General features: G+C 71.0%; 22 protein-coding genes. 9 read left to right on the plus strand and 13 right to left on the minus strand.

The window, feature by feature from the left end:
* A partial coding sequence (locus AB0J64_RS41840; RefSeq protein WP_364033315.1) for an aldehyde dehydrogenase family protein occupies positions 1-183 on the plus strand: 183 nt, incomplete at its 5' end.
* On the opposite strand, the gene AB0J64_RS41845 is transcribed toward AB0J64_RS41840, so the two are convergent.
* Positions 184-345, minus strand: coding sequence for a hypothetical protein (locus AB0J64_RS41845; RefSeq protein WP_364040589.1), 162 nt, complete (start codon positions 343-345; stop codon positions 184-186). It abuts the gene before it with no gap.
* Between the two features lie 17 nt (positions 346-362).
* Here AB0J64_RS41845 and AB0J64_RS41850 point away from each other — a divergent pair, with 17 nt between their 5' ends.
* Positions 363-1,208, plus strand: a complete 846-nt coding sequence (locus tag AB0J64_RS41850) for an aldehyde dehydrogenase family protein (RefSeq protein WP_364040592.1) — start codon at positions 363-365, stop codon at positions 1,206-1,208.
* Positions 1,209-1,220: 12 nt separating this feature from the next.
* Here AB0J64_RS41850 and AB0J64_RS41855 read toward each other — a convergent pair whose 3' ends face one another.
* The 5 genes from AB0J64_RS41855 to AB0J64_RS41875 form a co-directional block, all read right to left on the minus strand.
* Positions 1,221-2,570, minus strand: coding sequence for a leucine-rich repeat domain-containing protein (locus tag AB0J64_RS41855; protein ID WP_364040595.1), 1,350 nt, complete (start codon positions 2,568-2,570; stop codon positions 1,221-1,223).
* A 42-nt stretch (positions 2,571-2,612) separates the two neighbouring features.
* Entirely contained in the window at positions 2,613-4,052 is a 1,440-nt protein-coding gene (locus AB0J64_RS41860; RefSeq protein ID WP_364040598.1) for an amidase, read from the minus strand.
* 158 nt (positions 4,053-4,210) lie between these two features.
* Positions 4,211-4,879 carry a hypothetical protein gene (locus AB0J64_RS41865; RefSeq protein ID WP_364040601.1) on the minus strand — a complete coding sequence of 223 codons (669 nt, stop codon included), beginning with the start codon at positions 4,877-4,879 and terminating at the stop codon, positions 4,211-4,213.
* Positions 4,876-7,404, minus strand: coding sequence for an ATP-dependent helicase C-terminal domain-containing protein (locus AB0J64_RS41870; RefSeq protein WP_364040760.1), 2,529 nt, complete (start codon positions 7,402-7,404; stop codon positions 4,876-4,878). The genes AB0J64_RS41865 and AB0J64_RS41870 overlap by 4 nt, the downstream gene beginning before the upstream one ends.
* Before the next feature lie 13 nt (positions 7,405-7,417).
* Complete coding sequence (locus tag AB0J64_RS41875; RefSeq protein WP_364040604.1) at positions 7,418-7,771, minus strand: helix-turn-helix transcriptional regulator; 354 nt, start codon at positions 7,769-7,771, stop codon at positions 7,418-7,420.
* Positions 7,772-7,845: 74 nt separating this feature from the next.
* Here AB0J64_RS41875 and AB0J64_RS41880 point away from each other — a divergent pair, with 74 nt between their 5' ends.
* From AB0J64_RS41880 to AB0J64_RS41890, 3 genes are all read left to right on the plus strand, one after another.
* Positions 7,846-9,012, plus strand: coding sequence for an MFS transporter (locus AB0J64_RS41880; protein WP_364040607.1), 1,167 nt, complete (start codon positions 7,846-7,848; stop codon positions 9,010-9,012).
* A gap of 24 nt (positions 9,013-9,036) precedes the next feature.
* Positions 9,037-9,447, plus strand: a complete 411-nt coding sequence (locus tag AB0J64_RS41885) for a hypothetical protein (protein WP_364040610.1) — start codon at positions 9,037-9,039, stop codon at positions 9,445-9,447.
* A gap of 98 nt (positions 9,448-9,545) precedes the next feature.
* Complete coding sequence (locus AB0J64_RS41890; protein WP_364040613.1) at positions 9,546-10,247, plus strand: hypothetical protein; 702 nt, start codon at positions 9,546-9,548, stop codon at positions 10,245-10,247.
* On the opposite strand, the gene AB0J64_RS41895 is transcribed toward AB0J64_RS41890, so the two are convergent.
* Together AB0J64_RS41895 and AB0J64_RS41900 are read right to left on the minus strand one after the other, a co-directional pair.
* Complete coding sequence (locus AB0J64_RS41895) at positions 10,216-11,046, minus strand: undecaprenyl-diphosphate phosphatase (RefSeq protein ID WP_364040616.1); 831 nt, start codon at positions 11,044-11,046, stop codon at positions 10,216-10,218. The genes AB0J64_RS41890 and AB0J64_RS41895 overlap by 32 nt on opposite strands.
* Before the next feature lie 68 nt (positions 11,047-11,114).
* Positions 11,115-11,915, minus strand: a complete 801-nt coding sequence (locus AB0J64_RS41900; protein ID WP_364040619.1) for an NmrA family NAD(P)-binding protein — start codon at positions 11,913-11,915, stop codon at positions 11,115-11,117.
* Between the two features lie 75 nt (positions 11,916-11,990).
* Between AB0J64_RS41900 and AB0J64_RS41905 the strand changes: the two genes are divergently transcribed.
* From AB0J64_RS41905 to AB0J64_RS41915, 3 genes are all read left to right on the plus strand, one after another.
* Positions 11,991-12,920 (plus strand): AraC family transcriptional regulator, encoded by a 930-nt coding sequence (locus AB0J64_RS41905; protein ID WP_364040622.1) that lies wholly within the window; start codon positions 11,991-11,993, stop codon positions 12,918-12,920.
* On the plus strand, positions 12,920-13,426 hold the full coding sequence (locus tag AB0J64_RS41910; RefSeq protein WP_364040625.1) for an HAD domain-containing protein: 507 nt from the start codon (positions 12,920-12,922) through the stop codon (positions 13,424-13,426). Before AB0J64_RS41905 ends, AB0J64_RS41910 begins: the two co-directional genes overlap by 1 nt.
* A 62-nt stretch (positions 13,427-13,488) precedes the next feature.
* A complete protein-coding gene (locus AB0J64_RS41915; protein ID WP_364040628.1) occupies positions 13,489-13,683 on the plus strand; it encodes a PspC domain-containing protein in 195 nt (64 codons plus the stop codon).
* A 68-nt stretch (positions 13,684-13,751) separates the two neighbouring features.
* Here AB0J64_RS41915 and AB0J64_RS41920 read toward each other — a convergent pair whose 3' ends face one another.
* Together AB0J64_RS41920 and AB0J64_RS41925 are read right to left on the minus strand one after the other, a co-directional pair.
* Entirely contained in the window at positions 13,752-14,357 is a 606-nt protein-coding gene (locus AB0J64_RS41920) for a hypothetical protein (RefSeq protein WP_364040631.1), read from the minus strand.
* Complete coding sequence (locus AB0J64_RS41925; RefSeq protein WP_364040634.1) at positions 14,354-14,905, minus strand: sigma-70 family RNA polymerase sigma factor; 552 nt, start codon at positions 14,903-14,905, stop codon at positions 14,354-14,356. Before AB0J64_RS41925 ends, AB0J64_RS41920 begins: the two co-directional genes overlap by 4 nt.
* 128 nt (positions 14,906-15,033) lie before the next feature.
* Between AB0J64_RS41925 and lipB the strand changes: the two genes are divergently transcribed.
* Positions 15,034-15,669: a lipoyl(octanoyl) transferase LipB gene (gene lipB / locus AB0J64_RS41930; protein ID WP_364040637.1), complete on the plus strand. Its 636-nt coding sequence runs from the start codon at positions 15,034-15,036 to the stop codon at positions 15,667-15,669.
* A 15-nt stretch (positions 15,670-15,684) separates the two neighbouring features.
* Here lipB and AB0J64_RS41935 read toward each other — a convergent pair whose 3' ends face one another.
* The 3 genes from AB0J64_RS41935 to AB0J64_RS41945 form a co-directional block, all read right to left on the minus strand.
* Positions 15,685-16,074, minus strand: a complete 390-nt coding sequence (locus AB0J64_RS41935) for a type II toxin-antitoxin system VapC family toxin (protein ID WP_364040640.1) — start codon at positions 16,072-16,074, stop codon at positions 15,685-15,687.
* Positions 16,071-16,298, minus strand: coding sequence for an antitoxin (locus AB0J64_RS41940; protein ID WP_364040643.1), 228 nt, complete (start codon positions 16,296-16,298; stop codon positions 16,071-16,073). Before AB0J64_RS41940 ends, AB0J64_RS41935 begins: the two co-directional genes overlap by 4 nt.
* Before the next feature lie 64 nt (positions 16,299-16,362).
* A complete protein-coding gene (locus tag AB0J64_RS41945) occupies positions 16,363-17,895 on the minus strand; it encodes an amino acid permease (protein WP_364040646.1) in 1,533 nt (510 codons plus the stop codon).
* Between the last annotated feature and the right edge of the window lie 71 nt (positions 17,896-17,966).

Raw genomic sequence — 17,966 nt, forward strand, 5'->3', positions numbered from 1 at the left:
GCCGGCATCTGGACCGAGAAGGGCTCGCGCATCCTGTGGATGGCCGACAGGCTGCGGGCCGGGGTCGTCTGGGCCAACACGTTCAACAAGTTCGACCCCGCCTCGCCGTTCGGCGGCTACAAGGAATCCGGCTACGGCCGCGAGGGCGGGCTGCACGGCTTGGAGGCGTACCTTGATGTGTGATCATCGCCGTCCCCGTCGCGCCAGGCGGCGGGCGCAGGCCACCAGGGGCCACGCCTTCGCCAGGGCCGGGCGGCCCGTACGCACCGGCTGGTACGCCCACCGCTGCGGCGTGAGCCGGTGCCACCAGGTCTTCGTGCCGGTCCAGATGTCGCAGGAGTCCACGTGGAGAGGGCGGGGCGATGAGTAGGTTGTCCGTCAGAAAGACCTACAAGCTGTACATCGGAGGGGCGTTCCCGCGCTCGGAGAGTGGGAGGTCCTACCCCGTGACCTCGGCCAAGGGCGAGTTCCTCGCCAACGCGTCCCACGCTTCCCGCAAGGACGCCCGCGACGCCGTGGTGGCCGCGCGCAAGGCGTTCCCCGGCTGGTCGGGCGCGACGCCGTACAACAGGGGGCAGATCCTCTACCGCGTCGCCGAGATGCTGGAGGGCAGGCGCGGGCAGTTCGCCGAGGAGCTGGGCGGCGGTAAGAAGGCGGCGCTGGAGCAGGTGGACGCCGCGGTGGACCGGCTGGTCTGGTACGCGGGGTGGTCCGACAAGATCGCCGCGGTGCACGGTGCGGCCAATCCGGTGGCGGGTCCTTACTTCAACCTGTCCTCGCCCGAGCCGACCGGCGTGGTGGCCGTGATCGCGCCCGCCGATCCGCTGCTCGGGCTGGTCTCGGTGGTGGCGCCCGTGATCGTGACGGGCAACACGTGCGTCGTCGTGGCGTCCGAGCGCTCGCCGCTCGCGTCGATCACGCTGGCGGAGGTGCTGGCCACGTCCGACCTGCCGGGCGGCGTCGTGAACGTCCTCACCGGGCACCAGGCCGAGCTGGCGCCCTGGCTGGCAGCGCACATGGACGTCAACGCGCTCGACCTGACCGGGGTCGAGGACGCCGACCTGGCGCTGAGCTGCGAGCAGGCGGCGGCCGAGAACCTCAAGCGCGTCCTGCGCCCCTCCCGCACGGACTGGGCGGCCGATCCCGGGACCGGCCGGATGACCCGGTTCCTGGAGACCAAGACCGTCTGGCATCCGGTCGGGATCTGAGCCGCACGTTCGTCAACCGCTGAGCAGGCCTCGGGTACGCAGATCGGACAGGATGCCGGAGGGCAGCGCGGGGCATTCCGTCACGATGACCTCCTTCAGCCCTGGCAGGTCGGCGACCGACCCGAGGTCGCTCAGCGCGGAACATCGGTAGAGGTACAGCGTGCGCAGGGCGGGCAGGCCGCTGGGGTCGCCGAGGGTGCGCAGGCCGTCGCTGAACACCACGTGGAGGATCTCCAGCTGCAACAGTCCGGAGATCGGAGCGAGGTCGCCGAGGTGGTCCATGCCCTGGAGGGTCAGCTCGCGCAGGGCCGGCATGCGGGCCAGCGCGGAGAGGTCGGTTAGGGTCGTGGCATAGCACAGGTCGATCTCGCTGATCGACGGGTGCCCTTCGAGCCCATCGAGCGAGGTGAGCCGCTGGAATCTGTCGATCGAGATCCTCGTCAGGGCGGGCAGCCGCGACAGCGGGCGCAGGTCCGGGAGCGGCGCGGACGGCAGGCCGAGGTTTTCGAGGCGGGGATGGTGGCCGAGGCCGTCCAGGCTCTTGAGGTTGGTGCAGCCGCTGAGCCACAGGCGTTCGAGCGCGGGCATGGCGGCGATGCCGTCGAGGCTCTTGAGCCGGGCGCAGTGCATGGACAGCTCGGTGACCGAGTCGAGGTCGCGCAGCCCTTCGATGCTCGTGATCTTGGTACTGCTGACGTCCAGGGAGATCAGATTCCGCAGCCCCGACAGCGGGCGGATGTCATCGATGAAGCGGCAGCCGTTGAGGTCAAGGAACTGGAGCCGCGGGAAGGCCGCGCCGACCCCTTCGACGCTGACCACGCCGCTGCTGCGCAGGTTGAGCCGCCGGAGACGGCGCAGGCCGAGCAGCGGGGTGATGTCGGAGACCTGGCGGCAGCGCGCCAGGCTGACGGACTCGAGCTCGGTGAGCCCGGCCAGCGGCCCGAGGTCGGTGACGGCCGCGCAGCCGTCCAGATCCAGCTCCCTGAGCTCAATCAGCGCCGACAGCTCGGTGAGGTCCGTCAGGCCCTTGCAGTGGTCCAGGGTCAGCGTCCGCAGCATCGTCAGGTGTCGCAGCCCGATGATGATGTTCTGCTTGCGCAGCATCAGCTCGGTGCGCCCCTCGGCGGCGAAGGCCGGGGCGAGCAGGTGCTGGGCGAAGCCGTCCCGGTCGGCGGCCTGGGGCCAGAGCTTCAGCAGGGCGTCGATGTCGGGAGCGACGGCGAACTCGGTGGCGAACTCGAAGAGCAGCTCTAAGTCGTCGCCCCGGCCTTGGAGCGCGAGCTGGCGGACGGTTTTCCAGGCGTTCTTCGGGGACGCGGACGCCAGCTTGGCGCGGAGGGCGAGAAGATCGGCTGATTCCATGCCACGGCACCTTAGGGGGTGGCACGGACAAATGGGCGCGATTCAGGAGAAGCCCGGCGGCCGGACCGGGGGGTGGGCGGACTGGAGCTGGGCGGCCAGGCCGAGGAGGTGGGGCTCGCCGCCGGGCGGGGCGACGATCTGGACGGCGATGGGCAGCCCGCTGGAGTGCGTGGCCAGAGGGACGGTGATGGCGGGCCAGCCGCACATGTTCCAGGGGCCGGTGGCGGGGGCGTACCTGACGTTGGCCACCGCGTTGCGGACGAGGCCGCGATCGCCCCAGCGCTCGGCCTTCGGCGGGATGCTCGCCAGGGCGGGCATGAGCAGGGCGTCCGCGTCGCCGAACCACTGGTCGGCCCCATAGCCGCTCCAGCGTTCGCGGCCGCGTACGCCGTTCAGCTTGAGCGCGGCGAGCACCCGCCCGGTGCGGGCGAGCGCGAGGGTGCGGCGTTCGAGCCGGCGCCGGTCGAGGTCGCCCAGCGCGGCCGCGGCCCTGGTGAGCCAGGTGGCGATCGTGGCCGGGCCGAGCCAGGCAGGCAGCCTGTGGCCGTGCTCGACCACCGTGTGCCCGGCCAGGCGCAGCGTCTCCGCCGCCCCGCGCACCGCGGCCTGGAACTCCCTGTCCATGGGCAGGCCGGCGGGCAGCGGCTGGGGCGCGTACGCCACCCGCAGGTCGAACGGCTCCGGGCTCTCCTGCGGCGGCTGCGGCTCCCAGATCTCGTCGTCGTCCGCCCAGACCGAGCGGAGCATGACCGGCCGGGGCTCGACGCGGCTGCCGCCCCGCCAGGACTCCGCGAGCGCCGGGTCCGCGGCCAGCACGGACAGCGCCAGCGCCAGGTCGGAGGCGGTCGTCGCGAGAGGGCCGTTCTCCGAGAGCCGGTCCCAGTCGTCGGCCGGCGGCGGCACGAGCCCCGCGCCCGGCTTGATGGCCAGCACGCCGCAGCAGGCCGCGGGGATGCGGAGCGAGCCCATGCCGTCGTTGCCGAGCGCGATCGGCACCATGCCCGCCGCCACGGCCGCGGCGCTGCCCGACGACGACCCGCCGGCCGTGCGCGACGGGTTCCAGGGGTTGCGTACGATGCCGTACGCGCTGTCGCCGAACGCCGTCAGGCCCAGCTCCGGCATGTTCGTCACGCCGACCACCACCGCGCCCGCCGCGCGCAGGCGCGCCACCGTCGCGTGGTCGTCCGGCGCGGGCGCGTCCGCCGTGGCCCCGGACCCGGCACGGGTGGCCTCGCCCGCGACCTCAAGGTTGTCCTTCACCGCGACCGGCACGCCGGCGAGCGGCAGCTCCGCCAGGTCGCGCCGCTTCTGCAGGGCCTTGGCCTCCTCCACAGCCTGCTCTCTGACCAGCCGGAACGCCCCTACCTTGGGATCCCGCTCCGAGATGGCGTGAAGGTGCTCCTCGACGACGGTCGTGGCCGTGACATCCCCACGCCGGACGGCCGTCGCGATCTCGATGGCGGACCTGCCTGCCCACAACATGACTAGAGTCTGCATCCTGGCGGGCCGCCCCGATAGGGTCGGACGAGATCGCGTATCCGCTCGAGATCACCTACGACTACGCCCGTGTGGACCGCCGTCTGTTCGAGCAGGAGCCCGGCACGGACATCGCGCGGTGGTCGCCGCTGGAGGACCCGACCCTAGACGACCTTGCTCCAGACGCGTAGGGGGCCGATCGTGGTGAAGCCGTGCCGGACGGCGTCCGCCGGGTCGATCTCCCAGCCGACCAGGGGGCGGCCGGGGTAGAGGTCGGCGGCCATGGCCACGGTGCCCTCCCACGCGGTGCCCATGTCGCAGCCGGACGCGTACACGTTGGAGACGCCCACGACCCGGTCGCGGGCGGTGAGCACCGAGCCGCAGACGATGTCGCCCTCGATCCGGCCGCAGACGATCGTGACCTCCTCCAGCAGCGCCTGGAGGAACAGGCCCGTGACCCCGCCCAGGAAGCACGCCTGTTCCCAGTCGCGCAGCGTGGCGGCGTCGGCCACCACTTCCCAGGCGATCGCGGGCACGCGCCGCTCCGGGGGCTCCCGGTGGATCCACTGGCCCTCGAACAGCACCTCGAAGCCCGGCAGGTCGAGCGTGGCGAAGCTGTCCTTGACCGACGCTCCCGGACCGGCGTCGATGTGGTCCAGCACGTCGGCCGCCGTCGCGTCGGGGGAGAGGGTGACGGCGTCCGGGTAGAGGGGTGGGGTCCTGGCAGGGTTGGTCCAGGCCAGGGCGGTGAACGTGCCGGGCGAGCCGTGCGCGCGGCACATCGCGTCGCACCATTCGGCATTGTCGCGGGCGGCGTCGGCGACGCTCGTCATGGTCGTCTCTCTTTGGTACGGCGGGTGGGAGGCGCGGTGAGCGGGTCCTCCGGCCAGGGGTGCTTCGGGTAACGGCCGCGGAGCTCCGCACGTACGGAACGGTAGCCGTCCCGCCAGAACGACGCCAGGTCCGCGGTGACGGCCACCGGGCGGCCCGCGGGGGAGAGCAGGTGCACCAGGACGGGCACGCCGGAGATCTCGGGCGTCTCCTGCAAGCCGAAGAGCTCCTGCAGCTTGACCGCCAGCACCGGCTGGTCGCCCGAGTAGTCCACGCGGACGTGGGAGCCGCTGGGCACCTCGATGCGTTCGGGGGCGGCCTGTTCCAGGCGTTCGCTCCAGGGGATCAGGCGTTTCAGCGCGGCGGCGACGTCGATGCGTTCGAGGTCGGCCCGGCGGCGGGCCCTGGACAGCTCCGGCTCCAGCCACTGGTCGGCCAGGTCGATGAGCGCGTCCATCGAGGGCCAGGGGGCGCCGACGGCGCGATGGCAGAACGCCAGGCGGTCCCGCAGCTCTCTGGCCTGTTTCGTCCAGGTGAGGACGTCGGGTTCCGTGCGGAGGCCGTACAGGACGGCCTCGCGGACGTCGGCGTCCTTGAGCGGGGTGGCCGACAGCTCGATCGCGCCCAGCCGCTCGACGGTACGGGCGAGCACGTCGCCGTGGCGCGCTCCCGGGGGCACGTGCCAGGTGATCTCGTGCTCGGTGGTGGTGGGGTGGGCCAGTCTCGCGGTCTCCTCGTCGATCTCCACGGCCTGCCTGATGCGCGCCGACGCGGACCCCGTCGGTCTGTCGGCGATCGCGATGGCCAGCCACGGGGCCGTGTGCAGCTTGGAGCCCTCCGGGAGCTGGGCCTGGGTGCCGGAGGCCATGAGGTAGCCGCCGCCCCGCCGGCGCGCCACCCGTTCGGGGAAGGCCAGTGCCACGGCCAGCCCGGCCAGCGCGTCGTCCCGCCCCGACACCGCCCGCCCAGACACCGCCCGTCCGTCCGTGGCCCGTCCGTCCGTCGCGGGCGTGGCGTCGCCACCGGTCAGGGAGTGGGTGCCGGTCAGGGGCGTGTCATGGGCCTGGGCGTTCAGCGGGCGCGAGCCGGGCGGGGTCGTGTCATGGGCCTGGGCGGCGGTGCGCTGGAGGCGTCCGGCCTCCTGGCGCCAGCGGGCGGCGAAGCCGGTGCCGCCCCTGCGGGCCGCGCGCCAGACCTCCACCAGGTCGTCGCCCGCGTCCCGGGGAAGCTGCTCCGACAGCAGCGCCACCACCTCGGCGGCCCGTGGGCCCAGGTCGAGCAGGGCCCTGGCCAGACGGGGGTGCACGCCGGCCAGCGCCATCCGGCGGCCCCGGTCCGTCACCCGTGAGGCGCCGTCGAGCGCGCCCAGCGACTCCAAGGTGCGGGCGGCGGCGGACATCGCGGCGGGCGGCGGCGGGTCCAGCAGCGCCAGCCCCGAGGCGTCGGAGGTGCCCCAGCAGGCCGCCTGCAGCGCGAACCCCGTCAGGTCCGCGAGCGCGATCTCCGGGCGCGCGTGATCGGCCAGGCGCTCGTGGTCGGCCGCCGACCAGCACCGGTACACCGTGCCCGCCGCCTCGCGGCCGGCCCGGCCCGCGCGCTGGCCGGCCGAGGCCTTCGAGACCCGGACCGTGGTGAGTGAGCCGAGGCCGCGGGCGTGGTCGGTACGCGGCTCGCGCGCCAGGCCGGAGTCGACCACCACCCGGACGCCCGGGACGGTGAGGCTGGACTCGGCGACCGACGTGGCCAGCACCACCCTGCGGGCCGAGCCGGGCGCGAGCACGGCGTCCTGAACGTGGGCCGGGGCCTGGCCGTGCACCTGGAGGACCTCGACGCCGCCCAGCATCCCCGCGACCTTGGCGATCTCGCCCACGCCCGGGAGGAAGCAGAGCACGTCGCCGTCCCGCTCCGTCAGCGCCCTGCGCACCACCGAGGCGACGTGGGACAGCAGGGCGGGATCGACGCGGAGGCCGTGCGGCGGGGCGACCGGGCGCGTGGGCGGGGCCCACACCGTCTCGACGGGGTTCGTGGTGCCGGTGGCCGCGACGACCGGGCCGCCGAGCAGCCGCGACCACGGCTCGGCGTCGGCGGTGGCGGAGGTGGCCAGCAGACGCAGATCGGGGCGGAGCGTGTCGCGGACGTCCAGGAGGAACGCCAGCGCCGTGTCCGCGTCCAGGTGGCGCTCATGGCACTCGTCGAGCATGACCGCGTCCACGCCGGCCAGCTCCTGGTCCCGCTGGAGGCGCTGGAGCAGGACGCCTGTCGTGACCACCTCGACCATGGGGTTCGCGCCCACGTGCCGCTCGCCCCTGATGGCGTAGCTCACGCCCATGCGCCGGGCGGCCGCGCGTACGGCCAGGCGTCGCGGCTCGGCCACCAGCACCCGCATGCCCGCCTCGGCCAGGGCGAGTGGCACGACCGTCGTCTTGCCCGTGCCGGGAGGGGCCGTGAGGACCGCGCTGCCGTGCCGGTCGAGGACGGCGAGCAGCTCGGCCAGGACGTGCCGGATGGGCAGCGAGTCGTGGCGCATCAACGCTGGGCCGTCAACGCTGGGCGGGGACGCCGGCGCTCGGGATGCCGGCGCTCGGGATGCCGGCGGCGGACAGGACCGCGTCGAGCAGGCCGGGGAAGCGGGAGTCGAGGTCGTCGCGGCGCAGGCTCATGTACTTCAGCCGCCCCTCCTGCTTGGTGAGGACCACGCCGGCCTCGCGCAGGGTGCGGTAGTGGTGCGAGGCGGTCGACTTGTGCACGCCGAGGTCGTCGCCCGCGACGCCGCACGTCATCTCGCCCCGCAGAGCGAGACGTACGGCGATCTCCAGGCGCACGGGGTCGGAGAGCGCCCGCAGGACCTCCGTGAGCTCGATGTTCTCCGTCGCGGGGTGCGGTAGCAGGCGCATGGGGAAACACTACCTCCGGTTTATTGTTTGACAACAATCCAACTATAAGACAGTTTGATGGGTGTCCAACTCTCATGGCGCTGGAGGATGCATTGAGCTCCCGGCTCTACCCGCTTGCTGTCGGAAATTTCGCGATAGGTACGGGCATGTTCGTGACCGCCGGGCTGCTGCCGCCCATCTCGCGGGATCTGGGGATCTCGTCGTCGGCGGCCGGGCAGCTCATGACCGTGTTCGCGCTCGCGTACGCGCTGCTGTCGCCCGTTCTCGCCGCCCTCACCGCCCGCCTGTCGCGCAAGACCCTGCTGGTGGTGGCGCTGAGCGTGTTCGTCTTCGGCAACGTGCTGACCGCGCTGGCGCCGACGTACCCGCTGGTGATGGCCACCCGGGTGATCGCGGCGGCGGGCGCCGCGATGTTCACGCCGACCGCGTCCGGTGTGGCGAACGCGCTGACCGCGCCCGAGCGCCGCGGGCGCGCGCTCGCCCTGGTGATGGGCGGGCTGACCGTGTCATCCGCGATCGGCGTGCCGCTGGGCACCTGGCTGGGCGGGGTCTCCGGCTGGCGGGCCACGCTCTGGCTGGTGTCGGGACTGGGCGTGATCGGGTTCATCGGCGTCGCGGCCATGGTGCCCTCGGTGCGGATCCCGACGTCGGGACGGCTCAGGGAGCGGTTTGCGCCGCTGGGCGACCGGCAGGTGCAGGCGGTGCTGACGACGCAGCTGCTGTTGTTCGCGGCCGGGTTCACCGCGTACACCTACATCGGGTCGCTGTTCGACCTGCCGCTGCCGGCGGTGCTGTGGGCGTGGGGGCTCGGCGGCATCGTGGGCAACCAGCTCGGCGGGCGCTTCACCGACCTGTACGGGCCGCGCAGGATGGTGCTGCTCGGCCTGGCCACGAGCACCGTGTTCATGGCGCTCATCCCCGTCGCGAACCTCGCCCTGCCCGTCGCCCTGGTGTGGGCGTTCCTGTGGGGCGCGCTCGGCTGGCTGGTGGCCCCGGCCCAGCAGTTCAGGATGGTCGGCGCCGTGCCCGGCAACGTGCCGATCGGCCTGGGGCTGCTGTCGTCCGCGCAGTACGTCGGACTCTTCGTGGCCGGGCTGGCCGGTGGCGCCGCGCTCGACTGGTACGGCCGGGCGGGCGTGGTCGTGCTGGCCACCGCGCTCGGGCTGGCGGCGCTGCTGTTCACGCTGGCGACCTACCGTCCGGCGGCGATCTCCCCGAAGGAGAGCGTGGCCGTCGGGTAGCGCGTCGTCGTCATAATGGTGATCATGAGTGATCTCCGGAACGAGGACGGCGACGGCGAGCCGCCCACGCGCCCCGAGGAGGACCCGCGCAACGAGCCCGCGCCCTTCGGGGCCGTGGTGCTCCTGACGGCCGCCTCGGCGGTCGCGGTCATGGGCCTCGCCGCTCTCCTGTCTCACCCGCCCGGGCTGAAGTTCCTCCTCCTGGGGCCGATCGCCCTGGTGGTGTTCGAGGTGGTCGTTCACGAGGTGTGGTGGCAGCGCTGGTGGGGCGCGATCCCGGGAGCGGTGGCGGGGCTGGCCCTCTACTTCGAGGGCCGGGCCGCGCTGGCCGACATCGTCGGCGACCCCTGGGCCCACCCCGTCGCGTACGTCGCCGCCTGGACCCTCTTCGCCGTCGTCTTCGCCCTCTGCAGCCGCTATCCCCGGACCGTCTGAACGCCGAACGCGGCGTGATCTTCTCCGCCGCTCAGGTGACGCCCGGTCGCCCCGCAGGCGGACGACGGCCGGTGGTCCCGGTGCCTACCGTCATCCCCATGTTGAACAACCAGGTGACATTCCGGCGCGTCGCGGCAGGCACGCTGCTCGTCGTGGCCCCGCTGCTCCAGGCCGTCGCCGTCGTCGTCGACCCCGGCACCTGGGGCGACGACAGGGAGGCGGTCAGCTACGGCGACAACCCCGCGCTCGCGCAGACCGAGTCGGCGCTCTACCACTGGAGCTGGCTGCTGATGGCCGTCGCGGCCGTGGGCCTGGTGCACCTCACCAGGCGCAAGGCCACCAGGCTCGGCCACGTCGCGGGCGCCGCGACGGTGGTCGGCTACATCTCCGCCTCCGGCCTGCTGATGAGCGATCCCGTCGAGTGGTGGCTGGGCCGGCACTACCCGCCGGAGCAGGCGCAGAAGATCCTCGACGAGATGCTGAACCTGCCCGGGGTCATCTTCGGCTTCCAGATGCCGTGGATGTTCTTCGCGATCCTCGGCCTGCCGCTGCTGACCGCGGCCGTCTGGCGCACGGGCTTCGTCGGGTGGTGGGTGCCGCTGCTCGTCTTCGTCGGCTACGTCGCCGCGTTCCCCATCCCGTACGGGCCGGTGACCGTGCTGTTCTGGATCCTGCCCGTCATCGCGCTGGGCTGGACCGGGATCAAGGTCCTGCGCATGGGCGACGAGGCGTGGGCGGCCTACTATCCCTCCCGCGAGAGGGCCGCCGTCAGCCCAGTGTCGGAATCCAGCCCGCGGTGACCGCGAGGATCACGAAGAAGCCGAGGATGATCCGGTAGATCACGAAGCCGGTGAAGCGGTGGTGGCTGATGTAGCGCAGGAACCAGGCCACGGCCGCGTAGCCGACGATGAACGAGATGATCGTGGCCAGGATGGTGGGCCCCCAGGCGGGTGCGGGGCCCTCGCCGATCTTGGCCACCTCCAGCAGCCCCGACGACAGCACGGCGGGGATGGCCAGCAGGAACGAGTATTTCGCCGCGTCCTCGCGCCGGTAGTCGAGCAGCAGGCCCGCGGTGATCGTGCCGCCGGAGCGTGACACGCCGGGGATGAGGGCGAGCGCCTGGGCGAAGCCGTACACGAGGGCGTGGGCGAAGCTCAGGTGCTTTTCGAGCGTGAGCTTGTTGCGGGCGGTGCGGTCGGCGAACCACAGGACGCAGCCGAACACGATCAGTGTCGTGCCCACCAGGCGCAGGTCGCGGAAGACCGTCTCGATCTGGTCCTTGAACACCAGGCCGAGCACGCCGATGGGCAGCGAGCCGACGATGACGTACCAGCCCATGCGCGCGGCCCAGTGCGTGCGCAGCTCCTTGACGAACAGCGACCGGAACCAGGTGGAGACGATCTCCCAGATCTCCTGGCGGAAGTAGATCAGCACGGCCGCCTCCGTGCCGAGCTGGATCACCGCCGTGAACGCCGCCCCCGGATCCTGCCAGCCGGCGAAAGCGGAGACCACCCTGATGTGGGCGCTGGAGGAGATCGGCAGGAACTCCGTGAGCCCCTGGACCAACCCCAGAACCACCGCTTCAAGCCAGCCGATCACGACGACACCTTCCGAGGACGCGGCACTGACGAGGTGAGGCTAGCGGATACGGGGGCCGCAGGCGTCCGCTAGGCCTGCCAAGCCGCGGCGTTGGCGGCGGCGTACTCGGCGAAGTCGCGGGCCGGGCGGCCGAGGGCCTGGCGCACGCCGTCCACGACGTGGGCGTTGCGGCCGTCCAGGACGCTCGCGAACAGCGCGGCGAAGCTCTCGGCCTCCTCCCGCGGCACACCCTCCGCGATCGCCCCGGCCACGTACTCCTCGGGCGTCACCGGTACGAACGAGATCGTCCTGCCGGTGGCCTCCGACAGTTCGCTCGCCACCTCCGCGAAGGTGAGCAGCCTGGGCCCGGTCAGCTCGTACAGCTTGCCGGCGTGGCCCTCCTGGCTGAGCGCGGCGGCGGCCACGTCCGCGATGTCCTCCACATCCACGAAGGGCTCGGGCACGTCGGCGGCCGGCAGCGCGATGACGCCCTGGAGGACCGGCTCGAGAAGGAAGCTCTCGCTGAAGTTCTGCATGAACCAGCTGCAGCGGACGATCGTCCACTCCGCGCCGGACTCCTGGACGGTGCGCTCGCTGGCCTGGGCCTCCGGCTCGCCCCGGCCGGACAGCAGGACCAGCCGCCGCACGCCGGTGCTCACGGCCAGCTCCGTGAACGCCTTGATGTCGTCGTACGCGCCGGGGAAGGCGAGGTCGGGGTAGTAGGAGAGATAGACGGCCGTCACGCCGTCGAGGGCCGTCGGCCACGTGGAGCGGTCCTGCCAGTCGAAGAGCGGGCGCGACCCGATCCGCACGGGCAGGTCGAGAGCGGTGAGCCGGTCAGCCACGCGGCGGCCGGTCTTGCCCGTGCCGCCCAGCACCAAAATTGTCATATGCCTAGTAAGCCGCCATACCCATAAGACTCTCCATGGTTGAGAAGCGCATTCGCATATGCGATCGTCTAGCCCATGGACCACCTCGCGGCGTTACTCGACGGCCCGCGGGCCCGTGGCGCCTTCCTGCTCCGCTCGATCCTCGACCCGCCCTGGTCGCTGCGGATCCAGGACGAGGCCCCGCTGTCGGTGATCGCGCAGGTGCGCGGGGAGTCGTGGATCGTGTACGACGGCGCCGAGCCCGTACGCCTCGCGCCGGGGGAGGTCGCGATCAGCCGGGGGCCGGAGCCGTACACGGTGGCCTCGGAGCCTGACATGGCGCCGCAGATCCTGATCCACCCCGGCCAGCACTGCTCGACGCCCGACGGTCAGTCGCTCCACGACGCGATGGACCTGGGCGTGCGTACGTGGGGCAACGACCCTCACGGGAGCACGGTGCTGCTCACCGGCACGTACAACCTGGAGGGCGAGGTCAGCAGGCGGCTGCTCGAGGCGCTGCCGCCGCTGCTCACGCAGCCGGGCGACCCGATCATCTCGCTGCTCGGCGCCGAGATCGTCAAGGACGAGCCCGGGCAGGAGGCGGTCCTCGACCGGCTGCTCGACCTGCTGCTCATCGCGGTGCTGCGCTCGTGGTTCGCCGCCCGGTCGGACGAGGCGCCGGGCTGGTACCGCGCGATGGGCGACCCGGTGGTGGGCCGGGCGATGCGCCTGATGCAGCACAATCCGGCACACCCGTGGACGGTCGCCGCCCTGGCCTCCGAGGCGGGCGTCTCCAGGGCGTCGCTGGCCAGGCGCTTCACCGAGCTGGTGGGGGAGCCGCCGATGGCCTTCCTCACGGACTGGCGCCTGGCGCTCGCCGCCGACCTGCTGCGCGAGCCGGACGCGACGATCGGGTCGGTGGCCAGGAAGGTGGGGTACGGGAGCCCGTTCGCGCTCAGCGCGGCCTTCAAGCGCGTACGGGGGATCAGCCCACAGGAGTACCGAACCGGAGCCGGCGGAATGTGATGAAACCTCTGCTGCTGCTCGACGTGGACGGCGTGCTGAACCCCATGGGGCGGCCCACCCCCGACTTCAGGCGCTACCGGTGCACGATCGGCGACGACACCTACATCGTGAACCTCAACCCGAGACACGGCCGTCGGCTCCTCGACCTGGCTCTGACCACCGGCTCCGAGCTGGTCTGGGCGACGACGTGGGAGCACCACGCCAACGACTGGATCGCCCCCAGGATCGGCCTGCCCTCGCTCCCCGTCATCCCCCTGAACCCGGATGTGCCGTCCGAGCACGGGGAGATGTTCAAGACGCCGCGCGTGGCCGAGTACGCGGGGCGGCGGCCCTTCGTCTGGTTCGACGACCAGGTGTGGGCGGAGGACGAGGAGTATCTCAGGGTGCATCAGGGCCTGGATGATTTCCTCCTCATCCACGTGGAGCCCAGAACGGGACTGACCAGCCGACATCTGGGCATGGCGCATGAGTGGCTGACCCTTACAGGGTTTTCTCAGGGTTCCTGACGGGAGTCCGTGGGACCGGCTGTCCGTTTCACAGGTAGGTCGTCACACACGGAGGAAACATCATGTACCGCTCACGAGAACACAGGATTCTGGCCGGCGTCTGCGGCGGCCTCGCCGACAAGATGGGCCTGCCGCCCACCCTCGTCCGCATCCTCTGGCTGCTGCTGTCGCTCATTCCGGGACCGCTCTGGGTCGTCTACGTCGCCATGTGGATCCTCGTCCCGGAGGAGCCGAAGGGCTACCGTACGGCGGCGTAGCGTGCGCGGCGGCAGTGCCGAAGGGCCGCCCGCCACAGGATCGGCGGACGGCCTGATTCGGATGGTCGCTAGTCGCCCGCGGGTGGCTGCCCCGGTGCGCCGCTCGCGTCGTCCTTCCCGTCCGGGTTGTCGATGACGACGCACGGTTTGACGTGGCCGGTGATTATGCTCGCCGTCAGCGACCAGAGCACTTGCTGCTTCTTCGTCTCGGGGCTCTCCGCGTCGTTCCCGGCGAACTCCAGCATCAGCGTCCGGCCGTCGCCGATGCGCCGGGGATTGATGTCCAGGCCGCCGTTGACCATACGGGCGGCTGCGTTGGAATCCGGCCCCAAGGCCACCTGGCCGTCCGTCTTTCCTCTACCCGGCTTGCACCCCTTGCCTGGCGGGAGGTAGGTGATGTCGGCGCTGACGCCTGCCGTATCCAGGTCCTGCTCCAGCTTGTCGGCGTCCCTGAACTCCTTGATCTCGACCCGGACCGTGCCGTCGCCGTTCTTGCTCACCGCGTACGCGGGCGCGGCCGTCGCGGTCAGCAGGGGGACCGCGATCGCGGCCGCGGCGGCCAGCGCGGCCACCGCACCCCCGGCGGACAGCCGGCGGGTGACGCGACGGCGTCGTTCGGTCCGTACGCCGATCTCTGCCTTCAGATCCATCAGCAGTTGCTCCTCGAAACTCATCGTGGTGCTCCATCCATGACGAAGGGCAGGTTCCGTAGCGTCTGGCGCGCGCGGTGCATGCGTACCTTGGCGGTCCCCGGCCGGATGCCGAGGGCGAGCGCCGCCTCCGTGACCGTGAGCTGGTCGATGACGACCAGCTCCAGCACGGCACGCTCTCCTTCTGGCAGGTCGGCCATGGCCTCGAAGGCCCGCCTGGCATGCCGCTCCGCGTCGATGCGCTCCTCGAGCCGGGCGACGTCGTCGGTGTCCAACGGCCGCCGCCCGCTCACCCGGTCGGTCAGCAGGTACTGCTTGTACGCCCGCCGCCGCTCGGCCGAGATCGTCTTGCGCGCCACGCCGTACAGCCAGGCGATCTCGGTGCCCCGGTCGGCCCGGTAGGTGTGCGCGGAGTCGAGCACCGCCACGAACACCTCCGCCACCAGATCGGCGACGGTGTGCGGGTCGTCCACACGACGGGCGAGGAAACGGGTGACCGCATCGACGTGCCGCCGGTAGAAGGCCTCGAATGCCACGGGGTCCGTGGCGATCTTCGGCTGTTTCAGACGCACCGGCCGTGCTCCCTTCGTCGGTTCACGCCCCTGCTTGGTAAGAAGTGGAAAAAGGGTTACAAGAGTGGCAGTCGCGTCGAGTTCGGGCTGCGTGCGCCGGTGTTCCGGAGGCGGCTTATCCTCGAAGGATGAGGGCAAGGCCGCTGACACTCATCCAGGACGATCTCGTCGATTACGACACGGCGATGGAGCGCATGACCGACATGGTCGGCCAGCGCCAGCGGGAGGAGCGGCCGGACACGCTGTGGCTGCTCAGCCACCCGTCCGTCTACACGATCGGGCGCCGCACGCCGATGGCCCACCTGCCCGACCCCTCGCGGGGCATCCCCGTCATGGAGACCGGGCGCGGCGGCCAGCTCACCTACCACGGGCCCGGGCAGCTGGTCGGCTATCTCATCGTCAAGCTCGCCGAGGACCAGGGCATCGTCGACTATGTGCGCGAGGTGGAGCTGCGACTGGTGGAGGCGCTGGGCAAGCTGGGGCTGTCCGCCGAGCGCCGCGACACGCCGCCGGGCTCGGAGCTGCTCACCGGCGTCTGGACGACCGAGACCGGCCGCAAGATCATCTCGATCGGCATGCGGCAGAGCCGGGGCGTCACGAGCCACGGGTTCGCGCTCAACGTGGACGGCGACCTGTCGCCCTGGGACTGGGCGATCGCCTGCGGGATGCCCGACGTGGACATGACCTCGCTCAAGCGCGAGCTCGGCTCGGCCTCGATGGCCGAGGTCCGCACGGCCGTGGCCGCCGCCTTCGAGGCCTCCTGACCGCCGCGCGCTCCTTCAGCTGCGCGGGCAGACCCGCACTTCGGCGTCGTGCCCGCCGCCGTCGAGCTTGCCGTCGCAGGTGTAGAGCGGCGCCTCGAGGGCTTCGGCGAGTGCCAGATATGAGGCATCGTAAGCCGTGTAATTGTGGCGCAGCTCCCAGATGCGCTCCGCAATACCCTTGATCTCATATCGGGTGATCTTCAGCGCGAGATAATCGGCTCGTGCCTGCTCGGCCGCGGACGTGCTGAGTTTGCCGCCGAGCGAGAGACCCCGCAGGGTGGAGAGAACCTCGACATCGAGCAAATGAGGGGCATGGACGCTCGCCTGGAGAGCGTCGATGAGCTCGGCATCCGCCTCGCGCCCCGTCAAAGCCTCGACCATGGCGGACGAGTCAATGATGATCATCGCCTGCCCTCATGGACGGCCTTGAGGATGTCAGCGGTAGAGGGTCCCTGGGAGCGGTCCCGAGACTTGAGCCGCTTGACTATTTCGGCATTGGTCGGCCTGGCGGCGATATCTGCCAACTCCCTCGCGACGTAAGCCGAAAGGGACATGCCTGCTTCGGCCGCACGCTCCTTCAACGACTCGGCGACCGGCTCCGGAACATCGCGAATGTAGAGCGTTGCCATGGGAAGATGCTAGCAGGCTGCTAGCACGTGGGTACGGCCGTCGTCAGCCGTACCCACGTGAGCGTCAGGACACCGGGACCTCGTCGATGGTGCGGCGGGGCCCGGTGAACCAGTGCTTGGCCGACAGCGTCCACCACAGGGCGATGCCGATCAGCACGACCCCGACCGCGATCGGGGCGTAGTTGACCGAGGTCCAGGTGAAGGCCTTGTTGCCGGGCACCCCGGCGGGCGAGAACGGCATGATGAAGTAGATCGAGATGATCACGATCTCGACGCACGCGATCCAGCAGAGCGCCTTGTACTTCCTGCCCAGTGTCCACGGGCCGGGGACGAACCTGTCGCCCATGCGCAGCCGCAGCCAGATCGGGATCAGGAACGCCAGGTAGAGGCCGATGACCGCGATCGACACGACGGCGAAGAACGCGACCGGAGTCGTCGAGCCGGGAGGGGCGTAGAGGGCGGGCAGCGTGATCAGCGCGGCCACGGCGCAGCCGGCCAGGATGGCGTTGACGGGGGTGCGGTTGCGGTCCACCTTCGACCACAGCCGCCAGCCGGGCACCGCCCCGTCCCGGGAGAACGCGTACGTCATGCGCGACATCGAGGTCACGCAGCTCATCCCGCAGAAGAACTGGCCGATCGTGGAGATCGCGAAGATCGCGGTGGCCAGCGGCGAGGAGAGCGCGGTCGTGAAGATCGCGCCGACGAAGCCCAGCTGCTTGTTGATCTCGTCGACGTTCGTGGCCGCGAACAGGAACGACAGCAGGAGGATCCAGCCGCCGATCGCCGAGTAGAAGATCGACTGCCACAGGCCGCGGGCGGCGGTCCTGGCCGCGCCCTGTGTCTCCTCCGACACGTGCGCGCAGGCGTCGAAGCCGGTGATCGTGTACTGGGTGAGCAGGAAGCCGAGCGGCAGGACGTACAGCCAGAAGGGCAGTCCCCGGTCGTCCGGCGAGCCGAAGCCGGAGTTGTTGATCATCTCGGTGAACACGAAGCCGAGCGACTGGTGCCGGGTGGGCGCGAAGATCAGGATGGCGACCACGACCGCCGCGCCGGCGACGTGCCACCAGACCGAGATGTTCTGCAGCAGCGAGATGAGCTTGTGGCTGTAGATGTTGATCAGAGCGTGCAGGACCAGGATGATCACGAACAGCAGGAACGCCTGGTGGAGCGTGCCCTCCCAGGCGCCGCCGGTCAGGCGGCTGATCGTGATGTTGAGGAACGTGGCGCAGCCGTAGTCGACCGACGCGGTGACGGCGATGAGGCCGATCAGGTTGAGCCAGCCGGTGAACCAGCCGTGGATCGGCTTGCCCAGCGTGGCGGCCCACCAGTAGATGCCGCCCGCCGTCGGGTACGCCGACACCAGCTCCGACATGCAGAACCCGATGATCAGAATGAACAGGGAGATCAGCGGCCAGCCCCATGAGATGGCGATGGGGCCGCCGTTGTTCCAGGCTTGTCCGAAGGTCGTGAAGCAGCCGGCGAGGATGGAGATGATCGAGAAGGAGATGGCGAAGTTCGAGAAACCGCTCCAGGTGCGGGCCAGCTCCTGCTTGTAGCCGAGCTCGGCGAGTCGCCTGGAATCCTCTTCAGTGGTCATGAGGTCTCCCTGGGGGGCGCGGAGGACGCTCTATTTGGACTACATCTAGACCATTTCCCGGTCGAGGACAA

This window comes from Nonomuraea sp. NPDC049695 (genome assembly GCF_040674955.1).
GTDB classification, from domain to species: domain Bacteria; phylum Actinomycetota; class Actinomycetes; order Streptosporangiales; family Streptosporangiaceae; genus Nonomuraea; species Nonomuraea helvata.

Excerpts from the sequence above, each read along its gene's own strand:
- AB0J64_RS41850 (WP_364040592.1), top strand. The coding sequence starts at position 363 with ATGAGTAGGTTGTCCGTCAGAAAGACCTACAAGCTGTACATCGGAGGG.
- AB0J64_RS41855 (WP_364040595.1), bottom strand. The coding sequence starts at position 2,570 with ATGGAATCAGCCGATCTTCTCGCCCTCCGCGCCAAGCTGGCGTCCGCG.
- AB0J64_RS41860 (WP_364040598.1), bottom strand. The coding sequence starts at position 4,052 with ATGTTGTGGGCAGGCAGGTCCGCCATCGAGATCGCGACGGCCGTCCGG.
- AB0J64_RS41865 (WP_364040601.1), bottom strand. The coding sequence starts at position 4,879 with ATGACGAGCGTCGCCGACGCCGCCCGCGACAATGCCGAATGGTGCGAC.
- AB0J64_RS41870 (WP_364040760.1), bottom strand. The coding sequence starts at position 7,404 with ATGCGCCACGACTCGCTGCCCATCCGGCACGTCCTGGCCGAGCTGCTC.
- AB0J64_RS41875 (WP_364040604.1), bottom strand. The coding sequence starts at position 7,771 with ATGCGCCTGCTACCGCACCCCGCGACGGAGAACATCGAGCTCACGGAG.
- AB0J64_RS41880 (WP_364040607.1), top strand. The coding sequence starts at position 7,846 with ATGGCGCTGGAGGATGCATTGAGCTCCCGGCTCTACCCGCTTGCTGTC.
- AB0J64_RS41885 (WP_364040610.1), top strand. The coding sequence starts at position 9,037 with ATGAGTGATCTCCGGAACGAGGACGGCGACGGCGAGCCGCCCACGCGC.
- AB0J64_RS41890 (WP_364040613.1), top strand. The coding sequence starts at position 9,546 with ATGTTGAACAACCAGGTGACATTCCGGCGCGTCGCGGCAGGCACGCTG.
- AB0J64_RS41900 (WP_364040619.1), bottom strand. The coding sequence starts at position 11,915 with ATGACAATTTTGGTGCTGGGCGGCACGGGCAAGACCGGCCGCCGCGTG.
- AB0J64_RS41905 (WP_364040622.1), top strand. The coding sequence starts at position 11,991 with ATGGACCACCTCGCGGCGTTACTCGACGGCCCGCGGGCCCGTGGCGCC.
- AB0J64_RS41910 (WP_364040625.1), top strand. The coding sequence starts at position 12,920 with ATGAAACCTCTGCTGCTGCTCGACGTGGACGGCGTGCTGAACCCCATG.
- AB0J64_RS41915 (WP_364040628.1), top strand. The coding sequence starts at position 13,489 with ATGTACCGCTCACGAGAACACAGGATTCTGGCCGGCGTCTGCGGCGGC.
- AB0J64_RS41920 (WP_364040631.1), bottom strand. The coding sequence starts at position 14,357 with ATGAGTTTCGAGGAGCAACTGCTGATGGATCTGAAGGCAGAGATCGGC.
- lipB (WP_364040637.1), top strand. The coding sequence starts at position 15,034 with ATGAGGGCAAGGCCGCTGACACTCATCCAGGACGATCTCGTCGATTAC.
- AB0J64_RS41935 (WP_364040640.1), bottom strand. The coding sequence starts at position 16,074 with ATGATCATCATTGACTCGTCCGCCATGGTCGAGGCTTTGACGGGGCGC.
- AB0J64_RS41940 (WP_364040643.1), bottom strand. The coding sequence starts at position 16,298 with ATGGCAACGCTCTACATTCGCGATGTTCCGGAGCCGGTCGCCGAGTCG.
- AB0J64_RS41945 (WP_364040646.1), bottom strand. The coding sequence starts at position 17,895 with ATGACCACTGAAGAGGATTCCAGGCGACTCGCCGAGCTCGGCTACAAG.